Annotated in this window: 18 protein-coding genes; 11 read left to right on the forward strand and 7 right to left on the reverse strand. The window is 72.6% G+C overall.

Annotated features, from left to right (window positions below; genetic code table 11):
• The first annotated feature begins 42 nt into the window (after positions 1–42).
• The 4 genes from D3P35_RS10310 (at position 43) to D3P35_RS10325 (ending at position 4,798) form a co-directional block, all read left to right on the forward strand.
• Complete coding sequence (locus D3P35_RS10310; RefSeq protein ID WP_118134647.1) at positions 43–2,139, forward strand: TRAP transporter permease; 2,097 nt, start codon at positions 43–45, stop codon at positions 2,137–2,139.
• 122 nt (positions 2,140–2,261) lie between these two features.
• Positions 2,262–2,513 carry a helix-turn-helix transcriptional regulator gene (locus tag D3P35_RS10315; protein ID WP_118134648.1) on the forward strand — a complete coding sequence of 84 codons (252 nt, stop codon included), beginning with the start codon at positions 2,262–2,264 and terminating at the stop codon, positions 2,511–2,513.
• Position 2,514: 1 nt separating this feature from the next.
• Complete coding sequence (locus D3P35_RS10320; protein ID WP_118134649.1) at positions 2,515–3,828, forward strand: type II toxin-antitoxin system HipA family toxin; 1,314 nt, start codon at positions 2,515–2,517, stop codon at positions 3,826–3,828.
• Between the two features lie 94 nt (positions 3,829–3,922).
• Complete coding sequence (locus tag D3P35_RS10325; RefSeq protein WP_118134650.1) at positions 3,923–4,798, forward strand: M48 family metallopeptidase; 876 nt, start codon at positions 3,923–3,925, stop codon at positions 4,796–4,798.
• Here the strand turns inward: D3P35_RS10325 and D3P35_RS10330 are convergent.
• The 7 genes from D3P35_RS10330 to D3P35_RS10365 form a co-directional block, all read right to left on the reverse strand.
• Complete coding sequence (locus tag D3P35_RS10330; protein ID WP_157982095.1) at positions 4,789–6,201, reverse strand: AcvB/VirJ family lysyl-phosphatidylglycerol hydrolase; 1,413 nt, start codon at positions 6,199–6,201, stop codon at positions 4,789–4,791. The genes D3P35_RS10325 and D3P35_RS10330 overlap by 10 nt on opposite strands.
• Positions 6,194–8,878: a bifunctional lysylphosphatidylglycerol flippase/synthetase MprF gene (mprF, locus tag D3P35_RS10335; protein ID WP_157982096.1), complete on the reverse strand. Its 2,685-nt coding sequence runs from the start codon at positions 8,876–8,878 to the stop codon at positions 6,194–6,196. Before mprF ends, D3P35_RS10330 begins: the two co-directional genes overlap by 8 nt.
• A gap of 282 nt (positions 8,879–9,160) precedes the next feature.
• Positions 9,161–10,450, reverse strand: coding sequence for a hypothetical protein (locus tag D3P35_RS10340; protein WP_118134653.1), 1,290 nt, complete (start codon positions 10,448–10,450; stop codon positions 9,161–9,163).
• The gene (locus D3P35_RS10345) at positions 10,447–10,914 is read right to left on the reverse strand and encodes a VOC family protein (RefSeq protein ID WP_118134654.1); all 468 of its coding nucleotides are present in this window, start codon (positions 10,912–10,914) and stop codon (positions 10,447–10,449) included. The genes D3P35_RS10340 and D3P35_RS10345 overlap by 4 nt, the downstream gene beginning before the upstream one ends.
• Entirely contained in the window at positions 10,911–11,879 is a 969-nt protein-coding gene (locus D3P35_RS26105; protein WP_157982097.1) for a bifunctional 2-polyprenyl-6-hydroxyphenol methylase/3-demethylubiquinol 3-O-methyltransferase UbiG, read from the reverse strand. Before D3P35_RS26105 ends, D3P35_RS10345 begins: the two co-directional genes overlap by 4 nt.
• A gap of 61 nt (positions 11,880–11,940) precedes the next feature.
• Positions 11,941–13,893, reverse strand: coding sequence for an HAD family hydrolase (locus D3P35_RS10360; RefSeq protein WP_118134657.1), 1,953 nt, complete (start codon positions 13,891–13,893; stop codon positions 11,941–11,943).
• Positions 13,890–14,141, reverse strand: coding sequence for an acyl carrier protein (locus D3P35_RS10365; protein ID WP_198670554.1), 252 nt, complete (start codon positions 14,139–14,141; stop codon positions 13,890–13,892). Before D3P35_RS10365 ends, D3P35_RS10360 begins: the two co-directional genes overlap by 4 nt.
• 172 nt (positions 14,142–14,313) lie before the next feature.
• Here D3P35_RS10365 and D3P35_RS10370 point away from each other — a divergent pair, with 172 nt between their 5' ends.
• The 7 genes from D3P35_RS10370 (at position 14,314) to D3P35_RS10400 (ending at position 21,807) form a co-directional block, all read left to right on the forward strand.
• Positions 14,314–15,468 (forward strand): epoxide hydrolase family protein, encoded by a 1,155-nt coding sequence (locus tag D3P35_RS10370; protein WP_118134658.1) that lies wholly within the window; start codon positions 14,314–14,316, stop codon positions 15,466–15,468.
• 198 nt (positions 15,469–15,666) lie between these two features.
• A complete protein-coding gene (locus tag D3P35_RS10375) occupies positions 15,667–16,686 on the forward strand; it encodes a TRAP transporter substrate-binding protein (protein ID WP_232830454.1) in 1,020 nt (339 codons plus the stop codon).
• Between the two features lie 78 nt (positions 16,687–16,764).
• Entirely contained in the window at positions 16,765–17,283 is a 519-nt protein-coding gene (locus tag D3P35_RS10380; RefSeq protein ID WP_118134660.1) for a TRAP transporter small permease, read from the forward strand.
• Positions 17,280–18,563, forward strand: coding sequence for a TRAP transporter large permease (locus D3P35_RS10385; RefSeq protein ID WP_118134661.1), 1,284 nt, complete (start codon positions 17,280–17,282; stop codon positions 18,561–18,563). The genes D3P35_RS10380 and D3P35_RS10385 overlap by 4 nt, the downstream gene beginning before the upstream one ends.
• Positions 18,564–18,671: 108 nt before the next feature.
• Positions 18,672–19,448, forward strand: coding sequence for a DeoR/GlpR family DNA-binding transcription regulator (locus tag D3P35_RS10390; protein ID WP_118134662.1), 777 nt, complete (start codon positions 18,672–18,674; stop codon positions 19,446–19,448).
• Entirely contained in the window at positions 19,445–20,524 is a 1,080-nt protein-coding gene (locus D3P35_RS10395; protein WP_118134663.1) for an ABC transporter ATP-binding protein, read from the forward strand. Before D3P35_RS10390 ends, D3P35_RS10395 begins: the two co-directional genes overlap by 4 nt.
• A 17-nt stretch (positions 20,525–20,541) precedes the next feature.
• Positions 20,542–21,807: an ABC transporter substrate-binding protein gene (locus D3P35_RS10400; protein ID WP_118134664.1), complete on the forward strand. Its 1,266-nt coding sequence runs from the start codon at positions 20,542–20,544 to the stop codon at positions 21,805–21,807.
• Positions 21,808–22,026 lie beyond the last annotated feature (219 nt).

Raw genomic sequence — 22,026 nt, forward strand, 5'->3', positions numbered from 1 at the left:
GCGGGCCGTTTGCGCACCATCCTCTCGAAAAGGGTTCCAGAGATGGCAACCGACCCCTCGCGCCCCTCCGCGCAGACCGACCCCGTCGCCCGGGACGAGGCTATCACCGAGGCGCAGATGAAGGAGCTCGAGGAGCGCTTCGACCCCGAAGTGCGCTTCCGCCCCCTGGGCCCCACCCTTGGCTGGGTGGCGGCGGGGCTGCTCTTCATCCTCGCCTGCTACCATTACTACACCGCCGGCTTCGGCATTCCGCGCGCCGCCACGCATCGCGGCACGCATCTCGCCTTCACCATCGCGCTCACCTTCCTCTCCTTCGCGGCCTGGGGCCGGGGCGAGGCGCGGCGCAATTCGCTGCTCGCCCCCCTCGGCCTGCCGCTGAGCGACTGGGTGCTGGCCCTCGCCGGCGCCGCCGCGGCGCTCTACGTGCCCTGGATCTTCGACGACCTCGCCTTCCGCGTCGGAAACCCGCTGCCGATCGACATCCTCATGGGCACCATCCTGATCGTGGTGCTGCTCGAGGCCACGCGCCGCGCCATGGGCTGGCCGCTGCCGGTGATCGCGCTGTGCTTCCTCGCCTATGCCTATTTCGGCCGCTCCATGCCCGGCGTGCTCACCCACCCCGGCGCCGACTGGACCGGCATCGTCAACCATCTCTACCTCACCTCGCAGGGCATCTACGGCACCGCGCTGGGGGTGATCTCGACCTACGTGTTCCACTTCGTGCTGTTCGGCGTGCTCGCCACGCGCATCGGGCTGGGGCAGCTCTTCATCGACCTCGCCTCGGCACTCGCCGGGCGCTACGCCGGCGGGCCGGCGAAGGTGTCGGTGATCTCCTCGGCCATGCTGGGCTCGATCTCCGGCTCCTCCATCGCCAACACGGTCACCACCGGCGCGCTCACCATCCCGGCGATGATCCGCATCGGCTACCCGCGCCACTTCGCGGCCGCGGTGGAGGCCGCCTCCTCGACCGGCGGGCAGATCACGCCGCCGGTGATGGGCGCCGTCGCCTTCCTGATGATCGAATACCTCGGCGTGCCGCTCACCACCATCCTCACCGCGGCCCTGGTGCCGGCCTTCATGCATTTCTTCGGCGTGCTGGTGCAGGTGCACCTGGAGGCCCGCCGCCGCGGCCTGCGCGGCCTCACGAAGGCCGAGCTGCCCGACGCCTGGGCGGTGTTCCGGCGTGACTGGCTCACCACCGTGCCGCTGATCCTGCTGGTGGCGGTGCTGCTCTCGGGGCGCACGCCCTATTCCGCCGCCTTCTGGGGCATCACCGCCTGCATCGTGGTGCTGATCATCCAGAACCTGATGCGCCACGCCCCGAAGGACGCGGCGAAGCGCGTGGTGGAAGAGGTTTTCCAGGGCTTCGTGCTGGGGGCGAAATATTCGCTCTCCGTCACCGCCGCGGCTGCCCTCGTGGGGGTGATCATCGGCGTGGTGACGCTCACGGGCGTGGGCTTCAAGATCGCCTACATGGTGACCTCGGTGGCCGCGGAATGGGCCGGCGTGGTGTCGACCTGGCTGGCGGTGCTGCCCTTCGAGATCATGGACACCATGACCCTCACCCTGCTGTTCACCCTGATCATGACCGCCTTCGTGTGCATCCTGATGGGCTGCGGCATCCCCACCACGGCGAACTACCTGATCATGATCGCGGTGGCCGCGCCCATCCTCTCCATGCTCGGGGTGCAGCCGCTGGTGGCGCATTTCTTCGTGTTCTACTACGGGGTGCTGGCCGACATCACGCCACCCGTGGCGCTCGCGGCCTATGCTGCCGCCGGCATCGCCAACGCGAACGCCTTCAAGGCCGGCAACACCGCCTTCCGGCTGGGCATGGGCAAGGCGCTAGTGCCCTTCGTGTTCGTGTTCTCGCCCTCGCTGCTGCTGGTGACGGAGGGGTTCACCTGGAGCGAGTTCATCCTCGCCACCGGCGGGGCGATGCTGGGCATCTGGGCACTCTCCGCCGCCTTCGCGGACTGGCTCTTCGCGCCCCTCTACGCGCTGGAGCGCGCGCTGCTGGCCGTGGCCGCCATCCTGCTGGTGGCGCCCGACCTCTACGCCACGCTCATCGGCCTCGCGCTGATCGCGCCCATCGCGGCGCGCCAGCTGCTCGGCCGCGGCTCGCCCGGCGCGGCCTGACACACGGGCGGGGCCCTCGCGGCCCCGCCCATACGCCTTTCCGCATATCACCGCTTTATACGCCCTGTCGTATATTGACGAATGATCCGCCTTCGCGTATGAACCCGCGCGGAGGTGCCGCGATGGACCAGCTTCTCAGAACCCCCCAGCAGATCGGCGCCGCCATCCGGCGCCGGCGCCGCGCGCTCGGCCTCAGCCAGGCCGAGCTCGGCGCGCGCACCGGGCTGCGCCAGGCCACGATCTCCTCGGTCGAGGCGGGGGAGGCGGGCACGCGCCTCGCCACGATCTGCGAGCTGATGGCCGCCCTCGGGCTCGAGCTCAGCCTCCGCCCGCGCACGGCCGACGAGGGCCCGTCGCTCGAAAGCCTGTTCTGACATGGCGCGCCGCCCCGCGCATGCCCCGCTCGCGGTGCTGGTGAACGGCCGCCGGGCCGGCCGGCTCACCCGCGCCGCCTCCGGCGCGGTGAGCTTTGCCTATGCGCCCGAATGGCTGGGCTGGGAGGCGGCCTTCCCGGTGTCGCTCTCGCTGCCCCTGCGCGAGGAGGTGTTCTCCGGCGCCCCGGTGCTCGCCGTGTTCGACAACCTGCTGCCCGATGCCGCCCCGGTGCGCGCCCGGGTGGCCGAGCGGGTGGGGGCGGCGGGCACCGACCCGTTCAGCCTGCTTTCCGCCCTCGGCGCCGATTGCGTGGGCGCGCTGCAGTTCCTGCCCGAGACGACCGCGCCCGGGCCCGCCGGCGCCATCTCCGGCCGCCCGGTGTCGGAGGCCGAGGTGGCCCACCTGCTGCGCAACCTCGCCGCCGCCCCGCTCGGCCTCGGGCCGGAGGCGGAGTTCCGCATCTCGCTCGCCGGCGCGCAGGAGAAGACCGCGCTGCTGTTCCATGACGGCCAGTGGCAGGTGCCGCATGGCACCACCGCCACCACCCACATCCTCAAGCCGCAGATCGGCCGGCTGCCCGGCGGCATCGACCTCAGCGACAGCGTGGAGAACGAATATCTCTGCCTTCGCCTCACCGCGGCGCTCGGCCTGCCCTCGGCCCGGGCCGAGATCGCCGATTTCGAGGAGATGCGCACCCTGGTGGTGGAGCGCTTCGACCGGCTGCAGGCCGCCGACGGCCGGCTGCTGCGCCTGCCGCAGGAGGATTTCTGCCAGGCGCTCGGCGTGCCGCCGGCGCGCAAGTACCAGTCGGAGGGCGGCCCGGGGCTGGTGGAGATGCTGCGCCTGCTGCTGGGCGCCGACCGGCCGGAGGAGGACCGCCTGCGCCTGCTGCGCGCCGCCCTCGTCTTCTGGCTCCTGGGCGCGACCGACGGGCACGCGAAGAACTTCAGCCTGTTCCTGCGCCCCGGCGGGCGCTTCGGCCTCGCCCCGCTCTACGACGTGCTGAGCGCGGAGCCCGCGCTGGCGGCGGGCGACATCCGGCGGCGGCAGTTCCGCCTCGCCATGTCGGCCGGCCGGGCGCGGCACTACCTGGTGGAGGAGATCATGCCCCGCCACTTCGCCCAGACCGCCGCCGAGGCCGGGCTGGGGCCGGGCCTGCTCACCCCGGTGATCGAGGAGCTGGCCGACACCGCGCTTGCCCGCGCCGACACGGTGTTCGCCGCCCTGCCGCCGGGCTTTCCCGAGCCGCTCGCCGCCGCCCTGCGCGCCGGGCTCGCCCGCCGGGCGGAGCGGCTCACCGCCGCTGCGCATTGACCGGGCGGGCCTGCGCCCTAGTCTCCCTGCGAGCGCCTGCCCGGGCCATCGCCGCCGGGCGCGGGCCATCGAGTGACCACAGGGAGACACGTCCATGCCGCTTCGCCTCACGCTCCGCACCCCGCTGCGCAACGGCCTCTTCGCCGCTCTCGGGCTGGGCCTGCTCGGAGGATGCGCCGGCACGAACGTGAACACGCTGAACGCCGCCGTGGCCGGGGCCAGCGCCCTCGCGCAGGGCGACGCCACCGTCTCCGAGCAGCGCGACCTCGGCCAGGCGGCGGCCCGCGAAACCCTGCAGGAATACCAGCGCAGCCCGGACCGCAAGCTGGAGGCCAAGCTCACCCGCATCGTCGACAAGATCGCAAGCGCGAACGGGCTCGACACCTTCGACTGGCAGGTGGTGCTGCTCGAATCCGGCCAGGTGAACGCCTTCACCCCGGGCGGCGGCTACATCTTCGTGGAGGACGGCCTCATCGCGCAGGCCAGCACCGAGGCGATGATGGCCATGGTGCTGGCGCACGAGATGGCGCATGTGCAGCGCGCCCACCCGGCCGACGGCATGCGCGACCGCACCGCCATCGTCGCCGGGGCGAGCGCGCTGTCGGGCTACCTCGGCGGCCAGGCCGGCGGCCTCTCCTCCGCCGCGGTGGACCAGGCGATGCAGTATGTCACCCTCGCCGCGGTCAACGGCTACGGCCGCGACAAGGAGGCCGAGGCCGACGATGTCGGCTTCGCCTACTACGTGAAGGCGGGCTACAAGCCCTCCGCCGCGCCGCGCATCTTCCAGCGCTTCGCCCGGCTCAACGGCACCCAGCCCGCGCTCACGCATTTCTTCCACGGCAGCCACCCGCAGTCGGACGACCGGGCGCGGCGCATCTCGCAGCTCGTGGCGCAGCTCCCCGCCGGCCGGCGCGACCGCGGCATCGACCAGACCGACGACTGGAAGCGCCTCACCGCCTCCTATCGCTGAGCGGGCACCCCGGCCGGCGCGGCGAGGGAGGATTTCCGCCCGCCCCGGGCCTCCAGCCCGTCGAGGATCTTCAGCGCCAGCGCCGTGTAGTCGCCATCGAAATGATGGCCGCCTTCGGTGCGGATCACCTCCGCGCCGCTGCCCGCCAGCCCGGGGCAGGGGCTGTCCTCCTCCTCCTCGCCGTAGACGCATTGCAGCTTGTCCTGCGGCAGGGCGGCGAGCGGGGCGGCCACCGGCGTGGCGTCCTCGGAGGCCGAGCCCAGCCAGCCCGAGACGGTGATCTCCCAGTCCGCCTGCGCCGCGAGGCCGAGCAGCGAGACCTGCACCACCCGCTCGCGCAGGCGCCCGGGCAGGGCTGCATAGACATCCGGCAGCACGCCGGCACCGAAGGAATAGCCGATCAGCGCCACCTTGTGCGTGCCCCAGAGCGCCGAGTAGCGGCCCACGATGCGGGTGATGTCCTGCGCGGTCTCCTCCGCCGTGCGGCGGCTCCAGAAGTAGCGCAGCGCGTCGAGCCCGATCACCGGCACGCCGCGCTGCTGCAGGTCGCCCGCGATGGTCTTGTCGAGGTCGCGCCAGCCGCCGTCGCCCGAGATCACGATGGCCATCGTGTCATGCGTGGGCGTGGCGGCGAGCACGGCGAGGGGGAGCTGCGCCATGCTCTCGTCGAGCCGGGCGAGGGCGGCGTCGATCTCGCCGCCGAGCGCCGGCACGGCCGGGCCCGCGGCCTCGACCTTGCGATACTCCGGCCCCTCGGCATCGAGCGCGGCCACGCGGGCGCGGGCCTCATCCCCCGCGTCATTGCCCAGCACGACGGTGAGCGGCGCGGGCAGGGCGCCGGCCGGCAGGATGAAATGGCCCGTGCCGGGGGCCGCGGCCCGCGGCGCCTCGGTGCAGAGCTTCGTGGACAGCGGCCAGTCCGCCGCCGGGTTCGCCGCCAGCACCGCGCCGATGGTGGCATCGGGGGTCTGGGCCAGCATGTCGAGCACCAGCGCGCCACCGGCGCCGACCCCGGCCAGCACCGGGCCGGCGAAGGTGTCCGCCCCGGTCCGGCGGGCGATCTGGTGGCTGGAGCGCTCGATGTCGGCCACGAGATAGGCGCAGTCGCCCTCCGCCGCGGCGATGCTCTTCGTGTAGGCGGGCAGGTCCACCTCCACCACCGCGGCGCCGCTCGCGGTGAGCCGGGCGGCGAGCCCGGTCTCCTCCGTGCCCCAGCCGGCCGCGCCGGAGAAGAGGTAGACCGTGCCGCGCGCGGCACCTTCGGGCAGCGAGAGCGTCGCGCCGGCCAGCATGCCGAGATCGACATCCTCCGCCCGGGCGGTGCCGCCGAGCGCGAGCAGCCCGGCCAGCAGCAGCGCCCCGGGGCGCAGGCGGCGCGGAAGGAACGGGAACGAATCACTCATGGGCAGGGCCCTCCTCGAACTCATGTGCCGGCATGCCCGACGCCTGCGGGCCTGCAGCAATGAGGCGCGCGGCGTCGAACAGCACCAGTGCCGGATCGAGGCCGCCCGAAACCGCGAGATAGCGGGCGCGCCATTCCGGCTGGAACCTCGCCTTGAATCCACGCAATCCCTTGAAATTGTAAAAACGGCTGCCGTGTTCGAACACCACGCGGCCGAGGCGTTGCCATGTCGGCGCCACCACGCTGTCCGAAAGGCCCGAGAGCGGGGCCATGCCCAGCCCGAGCCAGAGCTGGCCCTCGCCGGCGAGGATCTGCGCCAGGCGCAGGAACAGGAACTCCATGCCGATGGAGGGCATCGCGGCGCCGTGGCGCATCAGGTCCACCGCCGCCTCCGAGCCCTCGCCGCTCTCGAGCAGGGTGACGAAGGCGAGGATCTCGCCCTCCCGGCGCAGCAGCGCCACGCGCTGGCCCTCGACATAGGCCGGGCTGAAGGCGCCCAGCGAGAAGCCCTTCTCCCCGCCGCCGCGCGCCGAAAGCCACTCGGCGGAGATGCGGGCCAGGTCCTCCATCACCGCCCCGGCGCCGCCCACGGGCAGCAGCTCCACGCTGAGCCCCTCGCGGGCGCCGCGGCCGAGGGCGTAGCGGCGGTCCTTGTTGGCCGGGCCCTCGGTGGTGAAGACGGCGAGGTTCAGCCGCGCCTCCTCGCCGATCTTCAGGCAGGCGAGGCCGACGTCGGCGTAGAGGGCGAGCGTGTCGCCGGTGACCTGGTAGAAGGCGGCGCGGCCGCCGGCGCGGCGCGCGGTCTCCACGAAGTCCCAGACGAGGCCGGGCCAGGCCTCGCGCGCGCCGAAGGGCCCGAAGAGTGCGATCCAGGACCGGCCCTGGCGGCCGTACATGATGAAGGCGCGCCCGTCCTCGGAGAGCATCAGCCGCTTGTCGCCCATGCGCAGCAGCGCGGCCTCGGCGGCGGGCTGCGAGGCGGCGATGGCCAGCGCCCGGGCCCGGTCCCCGGCCGCGAAGCCGGCGTCGGCGGCATGCGCGCCGGGGCGCAGCAGCATCCACAGCCCGGCGAAACCGCTCACCAGCGCGGCGCCCACCAGTGCGCGCAGGCCGCGCGGCACCTCGGCGGAGAGCTCGAAGCGCGCCCAGCTCTCCACCCCGAACTCGGAATGGTCATGCACGAAGAGCAGGATGGCGAGCGCGCTCACCAGCACGCAGGCGATGGCGGCGAACCAGCGCGGCGAGAGCGTCTGGTTCAGGATGGCCGCCGGCCGGTCGAAGCTGCGGCGCGCGGCGAGCATGAGGAGCACGAACAGCCCCAGCGCCGCCGCCTCGTAGAGCGCGTAGGCCTTCAGGAGCGAGAGCACCAGCGCGGCCCCGGCCGCCGCCAGCGCCACCGCCCGCGCCCCGTCGAGCCGGTAGGCGAGCCCGCGCGCCGTGAGCATCAGCACCGCCCCGAGGACAGAGGCGAGGAAATGCGCCCCCTCCAGCAGCGGCAGCGGCACGTGCCGGGCGAGCCATTCGAGGTCCACCGCCCGGGCGGGCGTGACGGCGGAGAACACCAGCATCGCCCCCAGCATCAGCGCGAAGGCGGCGAGAAGCTGCGGCGCCAGCCCCGCGAAGGCCCGGGCGGCGAGGCGCAGCGCCGGGCTCGCCGAGAGCCGGTTCCCCTCCGCCACCACGATGCCGGCGCAGGCGAGGATGATCGGGGCGGCGTAGTAGATGATCCGGTAGAGGGTGAGGGCCGCGAGAAGCTGGGAGACCGGCGTGCCCGAGCCCGCGAGCCCGGCCAGCAACACCGCCTCGAACACGCCCAGGCCGGCCGGCACGTGGCTGGTCACCCCCGCGGTGAGGGCCACGGCGAAGAGCGGCACGAAGGCGATGTAGGAGATGGTGCCCGGCGGCAGCAGCACCCAGACCACGCCGGACACCGCGAGGATGTCCGCCGCCGCCACCAGGAGCTGCAGGGCCAGCAGCCGGCGCGCCGGCAGGCGCAGCGCCCCGGAGAGGCGCAGCCGCCGCCTGATGCCCCCGGGCAGCGTCAGCCCGCGGCCGCCGAGCGCCACCACCAGCACCGAGCCCGCCAGCGCCGCCGCGCCCACGCCCTGCAGCAGCGGCACGGAGAGGCCGAGCGCCGGGGCCATCTCGGAGGCCGACACCAGCGCCGCGAGCCCGGTGGTGGCGAGCAGCCCGAGGCCGAAGGCGAAGGTGACCAGCGCCACCAGCCGCGCCACCTCCGCCGCACCGATGCCCAGCGGCAGGTAGAAGCGCAGCCGCACCGCGGCCCCGCTGAGCGGCCCGAACCCCACCGACTGCGCGATGGCGAAGGCCGCGAAGGCCCCCGGCGCCACCTCGCGCCAGCGCCGCGGCGCACCGAGCGAGGCGAGCGCCGTGACATCGTAGAGGGTGAGCGCGACGTAGCTCGCCGCCGTGAGCGCCACCGCGGCGGCGAGGCGCCAGCCCGGCGTGTCGATCAGGGCGGTGACCACCATGTGGTAATCCGCTTCCGCCGCCAGCCGCCGCAGCGCGAAGCCGCCGGCGCAGAGCAGCAGGATGATGATCGGAACCATCACGAGGTTGCGGTGCTCGGAAAACCAGCTCCCCCGCGAGGCGGAGCCCGGACAGTCCGCGCCGGCGGCAGCCGGTGCGGGCCTGCGGGCGGCGGTCTCGTCCTGCATCGGCGCACTCTTTCCTTCTGCGGCACGGGCCTTCATCGTCACCGGCCTTCTTCTTCGCGGGCATTCGTGTCCGGGGCCCGGTCGCCGTCTGCCGACGCGGGAGGCCCGTTCACGCCCCGGGCCGCGCCGGGGCCCCGCCCGGGGCGCCACTGCCTAGCAGAGTTGATACCGGGCGGCGAGGCCGTCTCCGCGCAATCACCAACTGTTTAACATAAGGTTCGTTATAGGCATTCCCGCGCCCGCGGCACATCTCCCCGGCGGCGGCCCCGGGCGGCGTGGCCCTCAGGCTCCGGCCGTCTCCTGCCCGCGCCGGCCGAACACGCCGAACCAGCGGTTGCGGAAGGCGATGTTCTCGGGCCGGCCCGTGAAGATCCGCTCGATCTGGGCGGCGTAGAACTGGGCCCAGCGGTCACGGTAGGCGCGGTATTTCTCACCGGGTTGCTTTTGCGGTCCCTCCACCAGCCGGGGCACGAAGACGCCCGCGTCGTAGACATAGGTGAGGAAGGCGTTGAAGCAACCGGACTCGTAGGACAGGAAGGCCGCGCCCTCGCCGATGTCGAGCGTGCGGCCGAGCACGGAGATGGAGAGCCGCGAGTCGCCCCAGTGGCCGTCGGGGGCCATCAGCATCGGCGTGCCGTCCTCGAGCATGCGCAGCGCGCTGAACAGCGCCGAGCGCGGGTTCTCCGCGATGGAGATCATCCCGCGGGCATATTGCGCCGCGTTGGAGCGCTGGATCTGGATGCCGTTCTCGAAGATGCGCTGGAAGTTCATCCGCGTCATGGTGAGGTGGCCGGCGTGGAAGGTGGTGAACAGCGCCCCCCGCCCCTGCGGCACGGCGGCCATCACCTCGCGCGCGCGCTCGAGCGGGGTCACGTCGTAGACGTCGCGGGAGAAGTATTCCGGCACCGGGTTGCGCCCGGAGATGAAGCCGGAGGTGATCGCGTCCTGGAAGATGTGGTCGGCCGCGCAGGCGAAGCTGATGCGCGACACCCAGGCCTCGCGGTGCACCCGGGCGTTGCGGCGCGCCGGGAAGAGTGCGGTGACCAGCCGGCCGTCGGGGTCGGCCCGGGCCATCACGGCGCGGGCGCGCTCGAGGAAACTCTCGCGCGGGTCGGCCTCCAGCATGTCGTATTTCAGCCCGCCGAGGGCCAGGATCGAGGTGGGCGGGATGGGGTGGAAGCGGTTGATGTAGTCGAGCACGCCGAAGCGCGCCTGCACGCCCGCGGCGCGCTGGCCCTGCAGGGCGGCCTCCACGTCGGCCGTGCGGCCGGTCTTCGCGGCGCTCACCAGCGCCACGCCGGTGGCGTGGATGGAGGCGAAGGTCTCCTCGGGCGTGCGCAGCAGCAGCTCCACCAGCACCTCAAGGCACTCCTCCTGCTCGAAGCGCCGGCGCAGCAGCGACATGAACTGCGGGTCGGACATGCGCCGCGCCGGCAGGCGGCCGAGGGCGGTGGCGAGTTTCACCGGGTCGGTGCGCCCCACCCGCCGGGCGGCGCGCAGCACGTCCTCGTAGCGCCTGAGCGCCTCGCCGAGCTGGGGGGTGACGGGAAGCGCGTCGGCGACATCGCTCATTTCGGCGGCTCCCGGGTTTCGGGCAGCACGGGCAGCAGCTCGATGAACTCCACGATCACGCCCCGGGTGTGCACGGGGTGGAGGAAGTTGCACAGGAAGGGGCCGGCGCCGCGCATGTGCCGGCTCTCCAGCAGCCCCTTGCCCTGGGCCTGCAGCGTGTCGCGCACGAGATCGAGGCTGGGCACGGTGAAGGCCACGTGGTGCAGCCCGCCCGCGCCCTTGTTGAAATTCGCCAGCGGCCCGCCGGAGGGAATGATGAACTCCACCGGCGAGCCGCCGGGGGCGGCGCGGGTGAAGATGCACTCCACCGACCAGGCCTCGACCCGGCCGCGGGAGGTCTCCTCCAGCCCGAGCAGCTCCATCATCTCCTCCGCGTCGCGGATGTCGGGAAAGACGATGCCGACATGGTGCAGCTCGCCCACCTGCACCCCCTCCGGCAGGCCCACGGCGCCGATCGGGCTCATTGCGGGCACCGCGCGACGAGGATGTAGGTGACCGGCAGCTCGAGGCGCAGCGCGCGCTCCAGGCTCTCGCCCGCGGCGGGGAAGGCCTTCGTCTCCACCAGCTCCAGCCCGGCGGCGGCGACGAGCGCCTCCACCTCCTCCTGCGCGCGCACGAGGTAGAGATGGTCGGGCGCAGGTGCGTTCGCCGGCACGTTGATCCACACGAGGCCACCGGGGGCGAGCAGCCCGCGGATCACCTCGATGGCGAGGCCCGGCTCCTCCAGGTGCTCCAGCACCTCGGAGAAGGCGATGGAGGTGAACCGGCCCGCATGGGCCGCGCGCATCTCAGCGTCGTAGAAGTTGCAGCGGGTGAGGCGCACGCGGTCCTCGTGCCCCAGCAGGCCCAGCACCTCGCGGGTGTGGGCGATGGAGGTCTCCGAGATGTCCCAGGCGTCGATGCTGTCGAACCGGCCGGCCTCGATGGCGAGGCGCAGCAGCAGCCCGTGCCCCGGCCCGATCTCGAGATGCGCGCCGCCCCGCGGCAGGCCGGCGAGATGCGTGTCGGCGAAATGGGTCATCGCGTTCACGTGGTTGAGCCAGATGCAGTCCGACACCAGCAGCCCGTCCATGTAGCGGGCCATCATCGCGCGGTTGGCGTAGACGTCGCGCTCCGCCTCGGCGAAGGAGGAGAGGCGGTAGCGCCCCTCGCGGCGGAAGAACAGCTCCTCGGGGAAGACGATCTCCTCGCAGAAGTAGCGATAATCCTGCGCGTAGCTCTCCAGGCTGCGGCCGGTGCCGGCCACCAGCCGCTCGACGAGATCGGCCACGCGCTCGGCGGTGGCGACCATCCCGGGCGTACGGGAGGCGAAGCTGCGGCGCAGGTATTTCGCATGCGAGGGGAAGGCTGCCTCCACCGCGCCGACGACGCGGCGCGTGGCGGGGCCCATCGTGGCCTCCGCCGTCGCCAGGGTTTCGATCTCGGTCATGCGTGCCTCCTCTGTGATGTCTCCGGGCCGGCCCTCTTCGGGGCGTACCGTGAATTCGTGATCACGTCTCGTCGATGATGTCCATCGGCAGATCGTCGGGCGGCGCCCAGGCGGCGAGGTCGAGCTGCCAGAGCGTCTCCTCGCCCTCCGCGCCCGCCGGGGCGAAGCCGAGCGCCGCGTAATGCCCGGCCACGAGACCGTTCTTCGCCGTGGGGATGTAGCGCCCCACCAGCCGCTGCGCCCCCGCGGCGCGCGCGGCGCGGGCGAGGCCGGCGAGCACCGCCTCCTCCACCCGGCGCTTGAGCACGCGGCAGCTCATCAGCCAGGTGTCGATCACCCAGTCGGTCCCCCGCGCCTCGGCGACCACCACGCCGATCATGCCGTTGTCGCCGAAGCGGTCGGCGAGGCGCACCTGCATCGTGTGCCAGCCGGGCGCGCCGGTAAGGGCGGCCACCTCCGGCTCGGCCCGCCTGCGGGTGGTGAGGTTGAACTGGTTGGACTTGTTGATGAGCTGGGCGATACGCGCCCGCCCCTCCGCGTCGAACGGGCGGAGGGTGCAGACCATGTCGAGCGAGCGCAGGTAGGCGCCCATGTCGGAGGCCGAGGCCTCCAGCCGCAGCCGCTCGGCCCGGCCGGCGTAGAGCGCTGCGCGCCCCGCGTCCTCCGCCCCGAAGGAGGTGGTGTCGAAATAGCCCGCCGCCATCAGCGTGGCGGGGTAGAGCGCCGGCTCTTCCGGCAGCTCGGGCACCATCACCTGCGGCAGCTCGGCGCGCACCTGGGCGCGCTCGGCGGGGTTGTCGTCAAGAAACACCAGCGCGTCGAGGCCGATGTCGAGACCCTTCGCGATGGCGCGCAGATTCTCCGCCTTGTCGGTCCAGTTCGCCTGGAAGACGGTGATGTGCTCCTCGCGCAGCAGCATCTCCGGGTGCTCGCGGAAGGCTCGGCGGGCCACGGCGTCGTCGTTCTTCGAGGCGACGGCGAGCAGCACGCCGCGGGCGCGCAGCTCAAGTGCCAGCCGCTGGACGGCGAGGAAGGCCTCGCCCCCGGCCGAGCCCTGGCCGAGCACGATCCCCTCCAGCCCGTCATCGCCGATCACTCCGCCCCAGAGCGTGTTGTCGAGGTCGAGCACCAGGCACTTGGCGGAGAGGCCGCGCGCGGCGGCCAGCGTGCGCGCCACCCATTCGGCGTGCAGCGGCAGCGCGTCGGGCGTGAAGGGCAGCTTCGCGCCGTGCCAGTGCTGCGCGTCCTCCCAGGCGGCGAGCCCGTAAGCCGCGGCAAGGCCGGCGATGTCGGCGAGGATGATCTCGCCGCTCAGGGCCCAGTCCGCCAGGGCCGCGTTGAGGGCGGCCACCATCGCGGCGGGGCTGCCGGGGTGCAGCCGGTCGAATCCGCCGAGGAAGGGCAGCGCCGGGGGCACCACGGTCTGCACCAGCACCGGGCCGGTGACGCCCTGGCGCAGCCCGCCCGCCAGCGTGCGCAGGGTGCCGAGGGCGGCCGCCACCTTCTCCGCCGCCGCCTGCCCCGAGGGCTCGAACCCGTCGAGCCCCAGCAGCCGGCGGTCAGGCGCGATGAGCGCCGCGTCGGGCCGGGCGGCATGCAGGGCACTGCCGGGGTCGAGCGCCTCGCCCATGGCGGCACCGTAGGGGGTTTCGATCACCTCCAGCCGCAGCCCGCGGCGCAGCGCGGTGCCGGTGAGCGCGGGGCCCAGCAGCGACAGCGTGCCGTCGCCCAGCAGCGCGAGGCGCAGGGCCGCCGGCACACCGGGCGCCTGCGGCAAATCGGCCGAGAGCCGCGCCAGCCGGGCAAGCTGCGGCTCGTCGAGCGCATGCATCGCGAGGGCGCGCAGCGCCTGCCATTCCGCGGCGCCGGCGCCTTCGGCGCGCAGCCGGGTGCGCAGCCCGGTGAGCCGGGCGCGGAAATCCGCCGGCGCCGGCGGCAGCCAGCCGAGGTGGAGCGGGGTGTCCGGCCCGGCCGGGCCACGCGGCGCCACCACGCTCGGTCCCTGTTCGGTCATGCGATCTTGGTCGCGACCCGATCCACCAGCTCGCCGACGTCGCGCAGGTCCGAAATCTCGTTGCTGGCGAAACGGAAGCCGAAACTGCGCTCGATGCTGGTCAGGATCCGCACGTGCTGAAGACTGTCCCAGCCTTCCACGTCATCTGCCGTTGTCTCGCGCGTAATACTTTCCGGAGAAAGGTCATCCAGGTCGAGAACATCGACGATTATTTCGGAAATCTTGCCGAGCAAGGTCGTTGTATCCACTTTGGTACCCGTTTCCAGAGGCCTGTCAGTGGCCCGATCCAATCACGGATCGGGCCCGCATGCCAGAGAATTTCAACCTGCGGATGCGCGTTCCGCCGCGTCGGGCAAGTGTGCAATTGCGAAGTCGGCGCCTGCCCGGCAGGCTTCGGGACCGACCGCGAGGAGAGTGCCCATGCCCGACATCACCCCCTTCACCATCGCCGTGCCCGACGCGGCGCTGGCGGATCTGCGCCGCCGGCTCGCGGAGGCCCGCTGGCCACCGGCCTCGCCCGCCGCCGCCTGGGAAGACGGCACCGACGCCGCCTTCCTGGCCGGGCTCGCCGCGCGCTGGCGTGACGGGTATGACTGGCGCGCCGCCGAGGCGCAGCTCAATGCCGTGCCCGGCTTCATGGCCCGGCTGCCCGGCGGCACGGTGCATTTCCAGCACGCGAAGGGCCGCGGCCCCCGGCCCTTCCCGCTCATCCTCACCCATGGCTGGCCGGGCTCCTTCGTGGAGGCGCAGCGCATCCTGCCGCTGCTCACCGACCCCGGCGCGCATGACGCCGACCCGGAGGACGCCTTCGACCTCGTGGTGCCCTCGCTGCCGGGCTACGGCTTCTCGCCGGCCCCCGCCGCGCCCGGCTGCGGCCCGGCCGCCATCGCCGGGCTGTGGCACGCGCTGATGGGCGCGCTTGGCTACACGCGCTACGGCGCCCAGGGCGGAGACTGGGGCGCGAGCGTGAGCACCTGGCTCGCGCGGCTGCACCCCGGGGCGGTGGCGGGGCTGCACCTGAACTTCATCCCGGGCAGCTTCATGCCACCGCCGGACGCAGCCCCGCCCACCCCGCAGGAGCAGGCCTTCCTCGCGCGGCGCGACACATGGGCCGGACACGAGGGCGCCTACGAGCACATCCAGGCCACCCGCCCGCAGACCCTCGCCTACGCGCTGGGGGACTCGCCGCTCGGCCTCGCGGCCTGGATCGCCGAGAAGTTCCGCGCCTGGACCGACACGGCCCCCGGCGGCCCGCCGCTCGGCGCCGTGCCGCCCGACACGCTGCTCACCAACATCTCGATCTACTGGTTCACCGGCAGCATCGGCTCCTCGATGCGGCTCTACCGCGAGGCCGCCGCCCGGCCGCTGCACTTCGCGCCCGGCGAGCGCGTGGCCCCGCCGCTGGGCGTGGCGGTGTTTCCCGCCGAGCTGCCCATGCCGCCGCGAAGCTGGGTGGAGCGGGTGTTCGACGTGGCACGCTGGAGCGAGATGCCCCGCGGCGGGCATTTCGCCGCCCTCGAGGCGCCCGAGGCACTGGCCGAGGAGATCCGCGCCTTCTTCCGCCCCCTGCGCTGAGCCGGGGGGGCGCCAGAGGCGCATCCTGCTGACGCGCCGGAGGAGCCCCTACTGTTGCTCCAAAGGCGCTCCGGGCGCCGCTTCGTGTCCTGAGGGTCACGGTGGTTTGACAGTCCCGTGACGCATTTCTACCCTTGGCCGCCGGTCCGACGGGGGCCGGGATATCGGGGACGAGAACGGGGAATTCGAATGGGGTACATGGGAAGAATGCGCGGGCTGGCGGCGCCGGTGCTGGGCGTCGTGGCGGGCGCGGCTTTCGCCGCGGGCGCGCTGGCGGCGGATTACACGGTCAAGATCGGCCACCTGGAGTCGACCGCGCAGTCGCGGCACATCCACCTGGAGATGGTGGCCGACCTGGTGGCCGAGCGCACCGAGGGCGCGGTGGAGTTCCAGATCTTCCCGCAGGGCCAGCTCGGCTCGCAGCGCGAGATGACCGAGGGCGTGCAGCTCGGCACGCTGGAGGCCACGGTCTCGCCGGCGGCCTTCCTCGGCGGGTTCAACCCGGCGGTGTCGGTGCTCGACATCCCCTTCCTGCTGCCCGATGACGATGCGCAGGCCCAGGCGCTGCGCGAGGGCCCCTTCGGCCAGGCGCTGTGCGAGAGCTTCAACAGCCGCGGCGTGACCTGCATCGGCCTGTGGCCGAACGGGCGCAAGAGCTTCACCTCGAACAAGCCCATCGCCAGCCTCGAGGATTTCGCCGGGCAGAAGTTCCGGGTGATGGATTCGAGCATCCTCATCGAGCAGTTCCGCGCCCTCGGCGCCTCGGCCGTGGCCCTGCCCTTCGGCGAGCTCTACACCGCGCTGCAGACCGGCGTGGTCGACGGCGAGGAGAACCCGCTCGACACCATCCGCAACATGAAGTTCTACGAGGTGCAGGACCACATGCTGGTGTCCGACCACGGCGCGATGGAGGACGTGATCCTGTTCAACCCGGCCTTCTGGCAGTCCCTGCCGGAGGAGTACCGCGACATCATCACCGGCGCCTTCGAGGAGGTGATCCCCGACCTCATCGCCCACAAGGCCGCCGCGGTGGCCGATGCGCGCAAGGCGATCGAGGAGGCCGGGCTCGAGGTGACCGAGCTCACCCCCGAGCAGAAGGCCGCCTTCCGCGAGGCGATGTACCCCGCCGCGCGTGACGCCTATCTCGCGCGCGCGGGCGACGAGGGTGCGGCGTTGATCTCCGCCTACGAGGCAGCCTACAAGGCGCTCGACAACTGACCGGGCGGGCCGGCGGGCGGCCCTCTCGCCCGCCGGCACCGCGCCGGAGCCCTGCCCTTTCCGGCCCGGAGACCCGATGTGAGAGCCCTCGCCGCCCTGCGCCTCGCCGAGCGCACCGCCCTGGTGATCCTCTTCCTCACCATGGTGGCGCTCTTCGCGCTCAACGTCGTGGCCCGGCAGCTGGGCGGCGACCTCGCCTCCGACCTCGCCTGGATCGACGAGGCGGTGCGGGTGATGAACCTGTTCCTCGTCTTCCTCGCCGCCGGCCTCGCGCTCGAGCGCGGCCGCCACGTGAGCGTGCACACCTGGCGTGACCGGCTGGCGGCGCGCAGCCGGCTGCCGCTGCGCAAGCTGATCGACGCGCTCGGGCTGCTGTTCTCGCTCTACGTCGCCTGGCTGGGGCTGAAGATGGCGCTCTTCGTGTTCTCCACCGGCCAGCAAAGCCCCACGCTGGGGCTCGCCATGGGCTGGATCTACATGGCCCCCGCCATCGGCTTCGTGCTGCTCGCCCTGCGCTACGGGCTCAACCTCGCCGGGGTGACGGACCGCTACGCCGCGCAGGCCGCGGCCGAGGCAAATGCGGAGGAGCCGGCATGATCCTGCTCGGTGTCGTGATCGTGGTGGCCGTCGCCCTGCTGGTGGCGGGCTTCGAGATGATCCTCGTGCTCGGCGTGCCGGCGCTGATGGTCAAGCAGTTCTTCTTCGCCTCCCTGCCCGACCCGGTGGTGGTGCAGAAGATCCTCGGCGGCATCAACCATTCCACCCTGCTCGCCATCCCCTTCTTCATCCTCGCCGCCGAATTGATGGGCGAGGGGCAGATCGCGCAGCGCCTCACCGGGCTGGTGAAGGCGCTGCTCGGCCACCTGCGCGGCGGCATGGGCTACACGGCGATCGGGGGGGCGATGGCCTTCGGCTCGGTCTCGGGCTCGGCGCCGGCCACGGTGGCGGCGATGGGGCGCATCGTCTACCCCGAGCTGCGCGCCGCCCGTTTCTCCGAGCGCTTCTCGCTCGGGCTCATCGCCTCGAGTGCCGAGACCGCCCTGCTCATTCCGCCCTCGATCACGCTGATCATCTACGGCTGGATGACCGGCACCTCGGTGGCGGCGCTCTTCGTGGGCGGGCTCGCGGTGGGGGTGGTGCTGGGCCTCGCCTTCGCGGTGATGGCGGCGGTGGCGGCCCGGCGGGCCGGAAACACCCGCGGCCCCGCGCCGCGGCTGCGCGACATCCTCGCCGCCCTGCGCCGCTCGGGCTGGGCGCTCGGCATGCCGGCGATCATCCTGGGCGGCATCTACGGCGGCATCTTCACCCCCACCGAGGCCGCGGCGGTGAGCGTGGTCTACGCCATCCTGGTGGAGGGCTTCATCTACCGCGAGCTCAGCCTCGCGAAGCTCTTCGCGGTCACCGAGCGGGCGGCGATCTCCACCGCGATCATCTTCATCCTGCTGGCGATGGGGGGGCTGCTCTCCTATTTCATCACCCTCGCGCAGGTCCCCTCCGCCATCATCGCCGGGCTGCAGGCGATGGACGCGGGCCCCCTCACCTTCCTGCTGGTGGTCAACCTCACCTTCTTCGTCGCCGGCATGTTCATCGACCCGAACTCGGCGCTGCTCATCCTCGTGCCGCCGCTGTTTCCGGTAGCGCAGGCGCTGGGGGTGGACCCGGTGCATTTCGGCCTGATCGTGACGCTGAACATCTCCATCGGCATGATCACCCCGCCCTTCGGGCTCGACCTCTTCGTGGCCTCCTCCTCGCTCGGCAAGCCGGTGATGACCATCGTCTCGGGCATCTGGCCCTTCGTCTTCGCCAATATCGTGGTGCTGCTCATCGTCACCTACGTGCCGGGCATCTCCACCTTCCTGCCGCACCTGCTGCTCTGAGGCCCCCCGGCCCGGCTTTCACCTGAATGCCACCGGGGCGTCATGCGCCTGTCATCCGGCGGGTCCATGTGTCGATGCGAAAACGCAATCCGCACACGGCCCTTTCGAATGAACACTTCCGACCGGCAGAACGACATCGTGGCGCTGATCCGCGAGCGCGGCCTCCTCGGCATCGACCTGCTGGCCGAGCATTTCGCCGTGACGCCCCAGACCATCCGCCGCGACGTGAACGCGCTGTGCGACGCCAACATCCTGCGCCGCCGCCACGGCGGGGCGGAGCTGTTGCAGGCGGCCACCAACTCGCCCTACGACAGCCGCCGCATCACCAACCTCGCGGCCAAGCGCCGGGTGGGGGCGGCGGTGGCGGGGCTGATCCCCAACCACGCCTCGGTGATGCTGGGCATCGGCACCACGCCCGAGCAGGTGGCCCTCGCCCTCACCGGGCATGACGACCTCACGGTCATCACCAACAATCTCAACGTGGCGATGGCGCTCTCGGCCAACCGCTCGAACCGGGTGGTGATCGCCGGCGGCACCCTGCGCCTGCCGGACCGCGACCTGCTGGGCCCGGAGGCGGAGGCGCTGTTCCGCGGCTACCGCGCCGATTTCGGCGTGTTCGGCGTGGGCGGCATCGACGCCGACGGCACCCTGCTCGACTTCGACCGCGCCGAGGTGGCCGCCCGCGAGGCGCTGCGCGAAAGCTGCCGCCATGCCATTCTCGTCGCCGACCGCTCGAAGTTCGGCCGCCCCGCGCCCGCGCATGGCGGCGCGCTGTCGAGCGCCGACACGCTGGTGCTCGACGCCGCCCCGCCCCCTGCCCTCGCGGCACTGGCCGAGGCGGCGGGCGTGCGGCTGGTGCTGCCGGAAGGGGAGATCGCGGCATGAGTGCCTTTCTCGAGCTTGACGGGCTGACGCGCGAATGGGGCCCCGGCACCGGGGTGCGTGACCTCTCCCTGCAGGTGGAGCGCGGCGAGTTCGTGGTGCTGCTCGGCCCCTCGGGCTGCGGCAAGTCCACCACGCTGCGCCTCGTCGCGGGGCTCGAGAGCGCGGATGCCGGCCGGCTGCGCATCGACGGGCGCGATGTCACCGGCCTGCCGCCCTCGGCGCGCGGGCTGTCGATGGTCTTCCAGTCCTACGCGCTGTTCCCGCACCTCAGCGTGGCGGAAAACATCACCTTCGGGCTGAAGGTGCGCCGCGTGCCCCGGGCCGAGCGCGACCGGCTGCTGGCCCAGGCGCTCGAGACCACCGGGCTCACCGGGCTGGAGGCGCGCCGCCCGGCCCAGCTCTCCGGCGGGCAGCGCCAGCGCGTGGCGCTCGCGCGCGCCATCGTCTCCGACCACCCGCTGTGCCTGATGGACGAGCCGCTCTCCAACCTCGACGCCAAGCTGCGCCACGCCGTGCGCCAGGACATCCGCGCCCTGCAGCGCCGGCTGGGCCTCACGGTGCTCTATGTCACCCATGACCAGACCGAGGCCATGGGCATGGCCGACCGCGTGGTGCTGCTCAACCGCGGCCGCATCGAGCAGGCCGCCGCCCCGGCCGAGCTCTACGAGCGCCCGGCCACCGGCTTTGCCGCCACCTTCCTCGGCGCGCCACCGATGACGCTGCTGCCCGTGACCGCCCTGCCCGAGGCGCTGCGCCCCGCCGCCGCCCTGCCCCCCGGGGCGGTGCTGGGCGTGCGGCCCGAGGCCATCCGCCTGCACGGCCCCGGCCCGGGCCTGATGCCCGCGGTGGTGGAGAGCTGCGAGTTCCTCGGCGCCGAGACGCTGGTCTACCTCGCCTGCGGCGCCGCCCGGCTCATCGCCCGCGCCCCCGGCCGCCGCGAGATCGCCCCCGGCACCCCTCTCGGCCTGGGCTGGGAGCCCGGCGCCGCGCATGTCTTCGAGAGCCCGGAGGGCGCGCGCATAGCCCCCGGCGCGCCCCATTCCACCCCCATGCCTGCCACCCCCATGTCCGTGTGACAGAAGGACCTGCTTTCATGACCAGAACGTTCCTCAAGGCGGCCCTCCTCGGCGCGGCCGCCGCCCTGCCGGCGCTGCCCGCCGCGGCCGACACCGAGCTCACCATGTATTACCCGATCTCCGTCGGCGGCGCGCTGACCGAGGTGATCGACGGGTTCATCTCCGGCTTCGAGGCCGAGAACCCCGACATCCGCGTGAACGCCGTCTACGCCGGCAACTACGACGACACCCGCGTGCGCACCCTCTCGGCCATCATGGCGGGCGACCCGGCGCAGCTCTCGGTGCTGTTCTCCATCGACGTCTACGAGCTGATGGAACAGGACCTGATCGTGCCCTTCGACGAGGTCGCCACCAGCGCCGAGGACAAGGCCTGGCTGAAGAGCTTCTACCCCGCACTGATGGCCAATGGCGAGGCCGAGGGCCATGTCTGGGGCGTGCCCTTCCAGCGCTCGACCATCGTGCTCTACTACAACAAGGACATGTTCCGCGAAGCCGGGCTCGACCCCGAGACACCCCCCGCCAACTGGGACGAGATGGTCGCCGACGCGAAGGCCCTGCGCAAGGACGACCGCTGGGGCCTGATGGTGCCCTCCACCGGCTACCCCTACTGGATGTTTCAGGCCTTCGCGATCCAGAACGGCCAGGAGCTGATGTCGGCCAGCGGCACCGAGACGCATTTCGACACCCCCGCCGCCGTGGAGGCCCTCACCTTCTGGCGCGACCTCTCGGCGGTGCATGACGTGATGCCCGGCGGCACCATCGAGTGGGGCACCCTGCGCCAGGCCTTCCTGCAGGGCCAGACGGCGATGATGTGGCACACCACCGGCAACCTCACCGCGGTGCGCGACGGTGCCGATTTCGACTTCGGCGTGGCGATGCTGCCGGCCCACACCCAGCCCGGCTCGCCCACCGGCGGCGGCAACTTCTACCTGTTTAAGGGCGCATCTGAGGAGGAGCAGCAGGCCTCGCTGAAGCTCATCAAGTACATGACCGCCCCGGAGCGCGCCGCCGAATGGTCGATCGCCACCGGCTACGTGGGCATCTCGCCCGCCGCCTACGACACCCCGGCGCTGAAGCAATACGCCGCCGATTTCCCCCAGGCGGTGGTTGCGCGTGACCAGCTCGAGGTCGCGGTGCCCGAGCTCTCCACCTACGAGACCGGCCGGGTGCGCGAGGCGCTGAACTCCGCGGTGCAGTCGGTGCTCACCGGCACCGCCCAGCCGCAGGATGCGCTGGAGGACGCCCAGTCCATCGCCGAGCGCCTGCTGCGCCCCTACCGCTGAGCGGCCGGGCGGAGCACCCCCGGGCGCTCCGCCTCCCGCCCGGCACGGGCTGCCCACCCCGCACCCCGCTGCCCCGGCCCCCGAGCCGGGGCCTCGCGGGCCGGAACGCCGCCACCGCCGCCCTTGCCCCGGGCCGACCGGATGCGCCCCGCGCGGCCCCCGCGCGACCGCCGCTCCGCCAGCCCCGCATCGGCCACTGGCCCGGGCTGCTGCGTCAGC

The organism is Oceanicella sp. SM1341, assembly GCF_003448965.1.
GTDB lineage: Bacteria > Pseudomonadota > Alphaproteobacteria > Rhodobacterales > Rhodobacteraceae > Paroceanicella.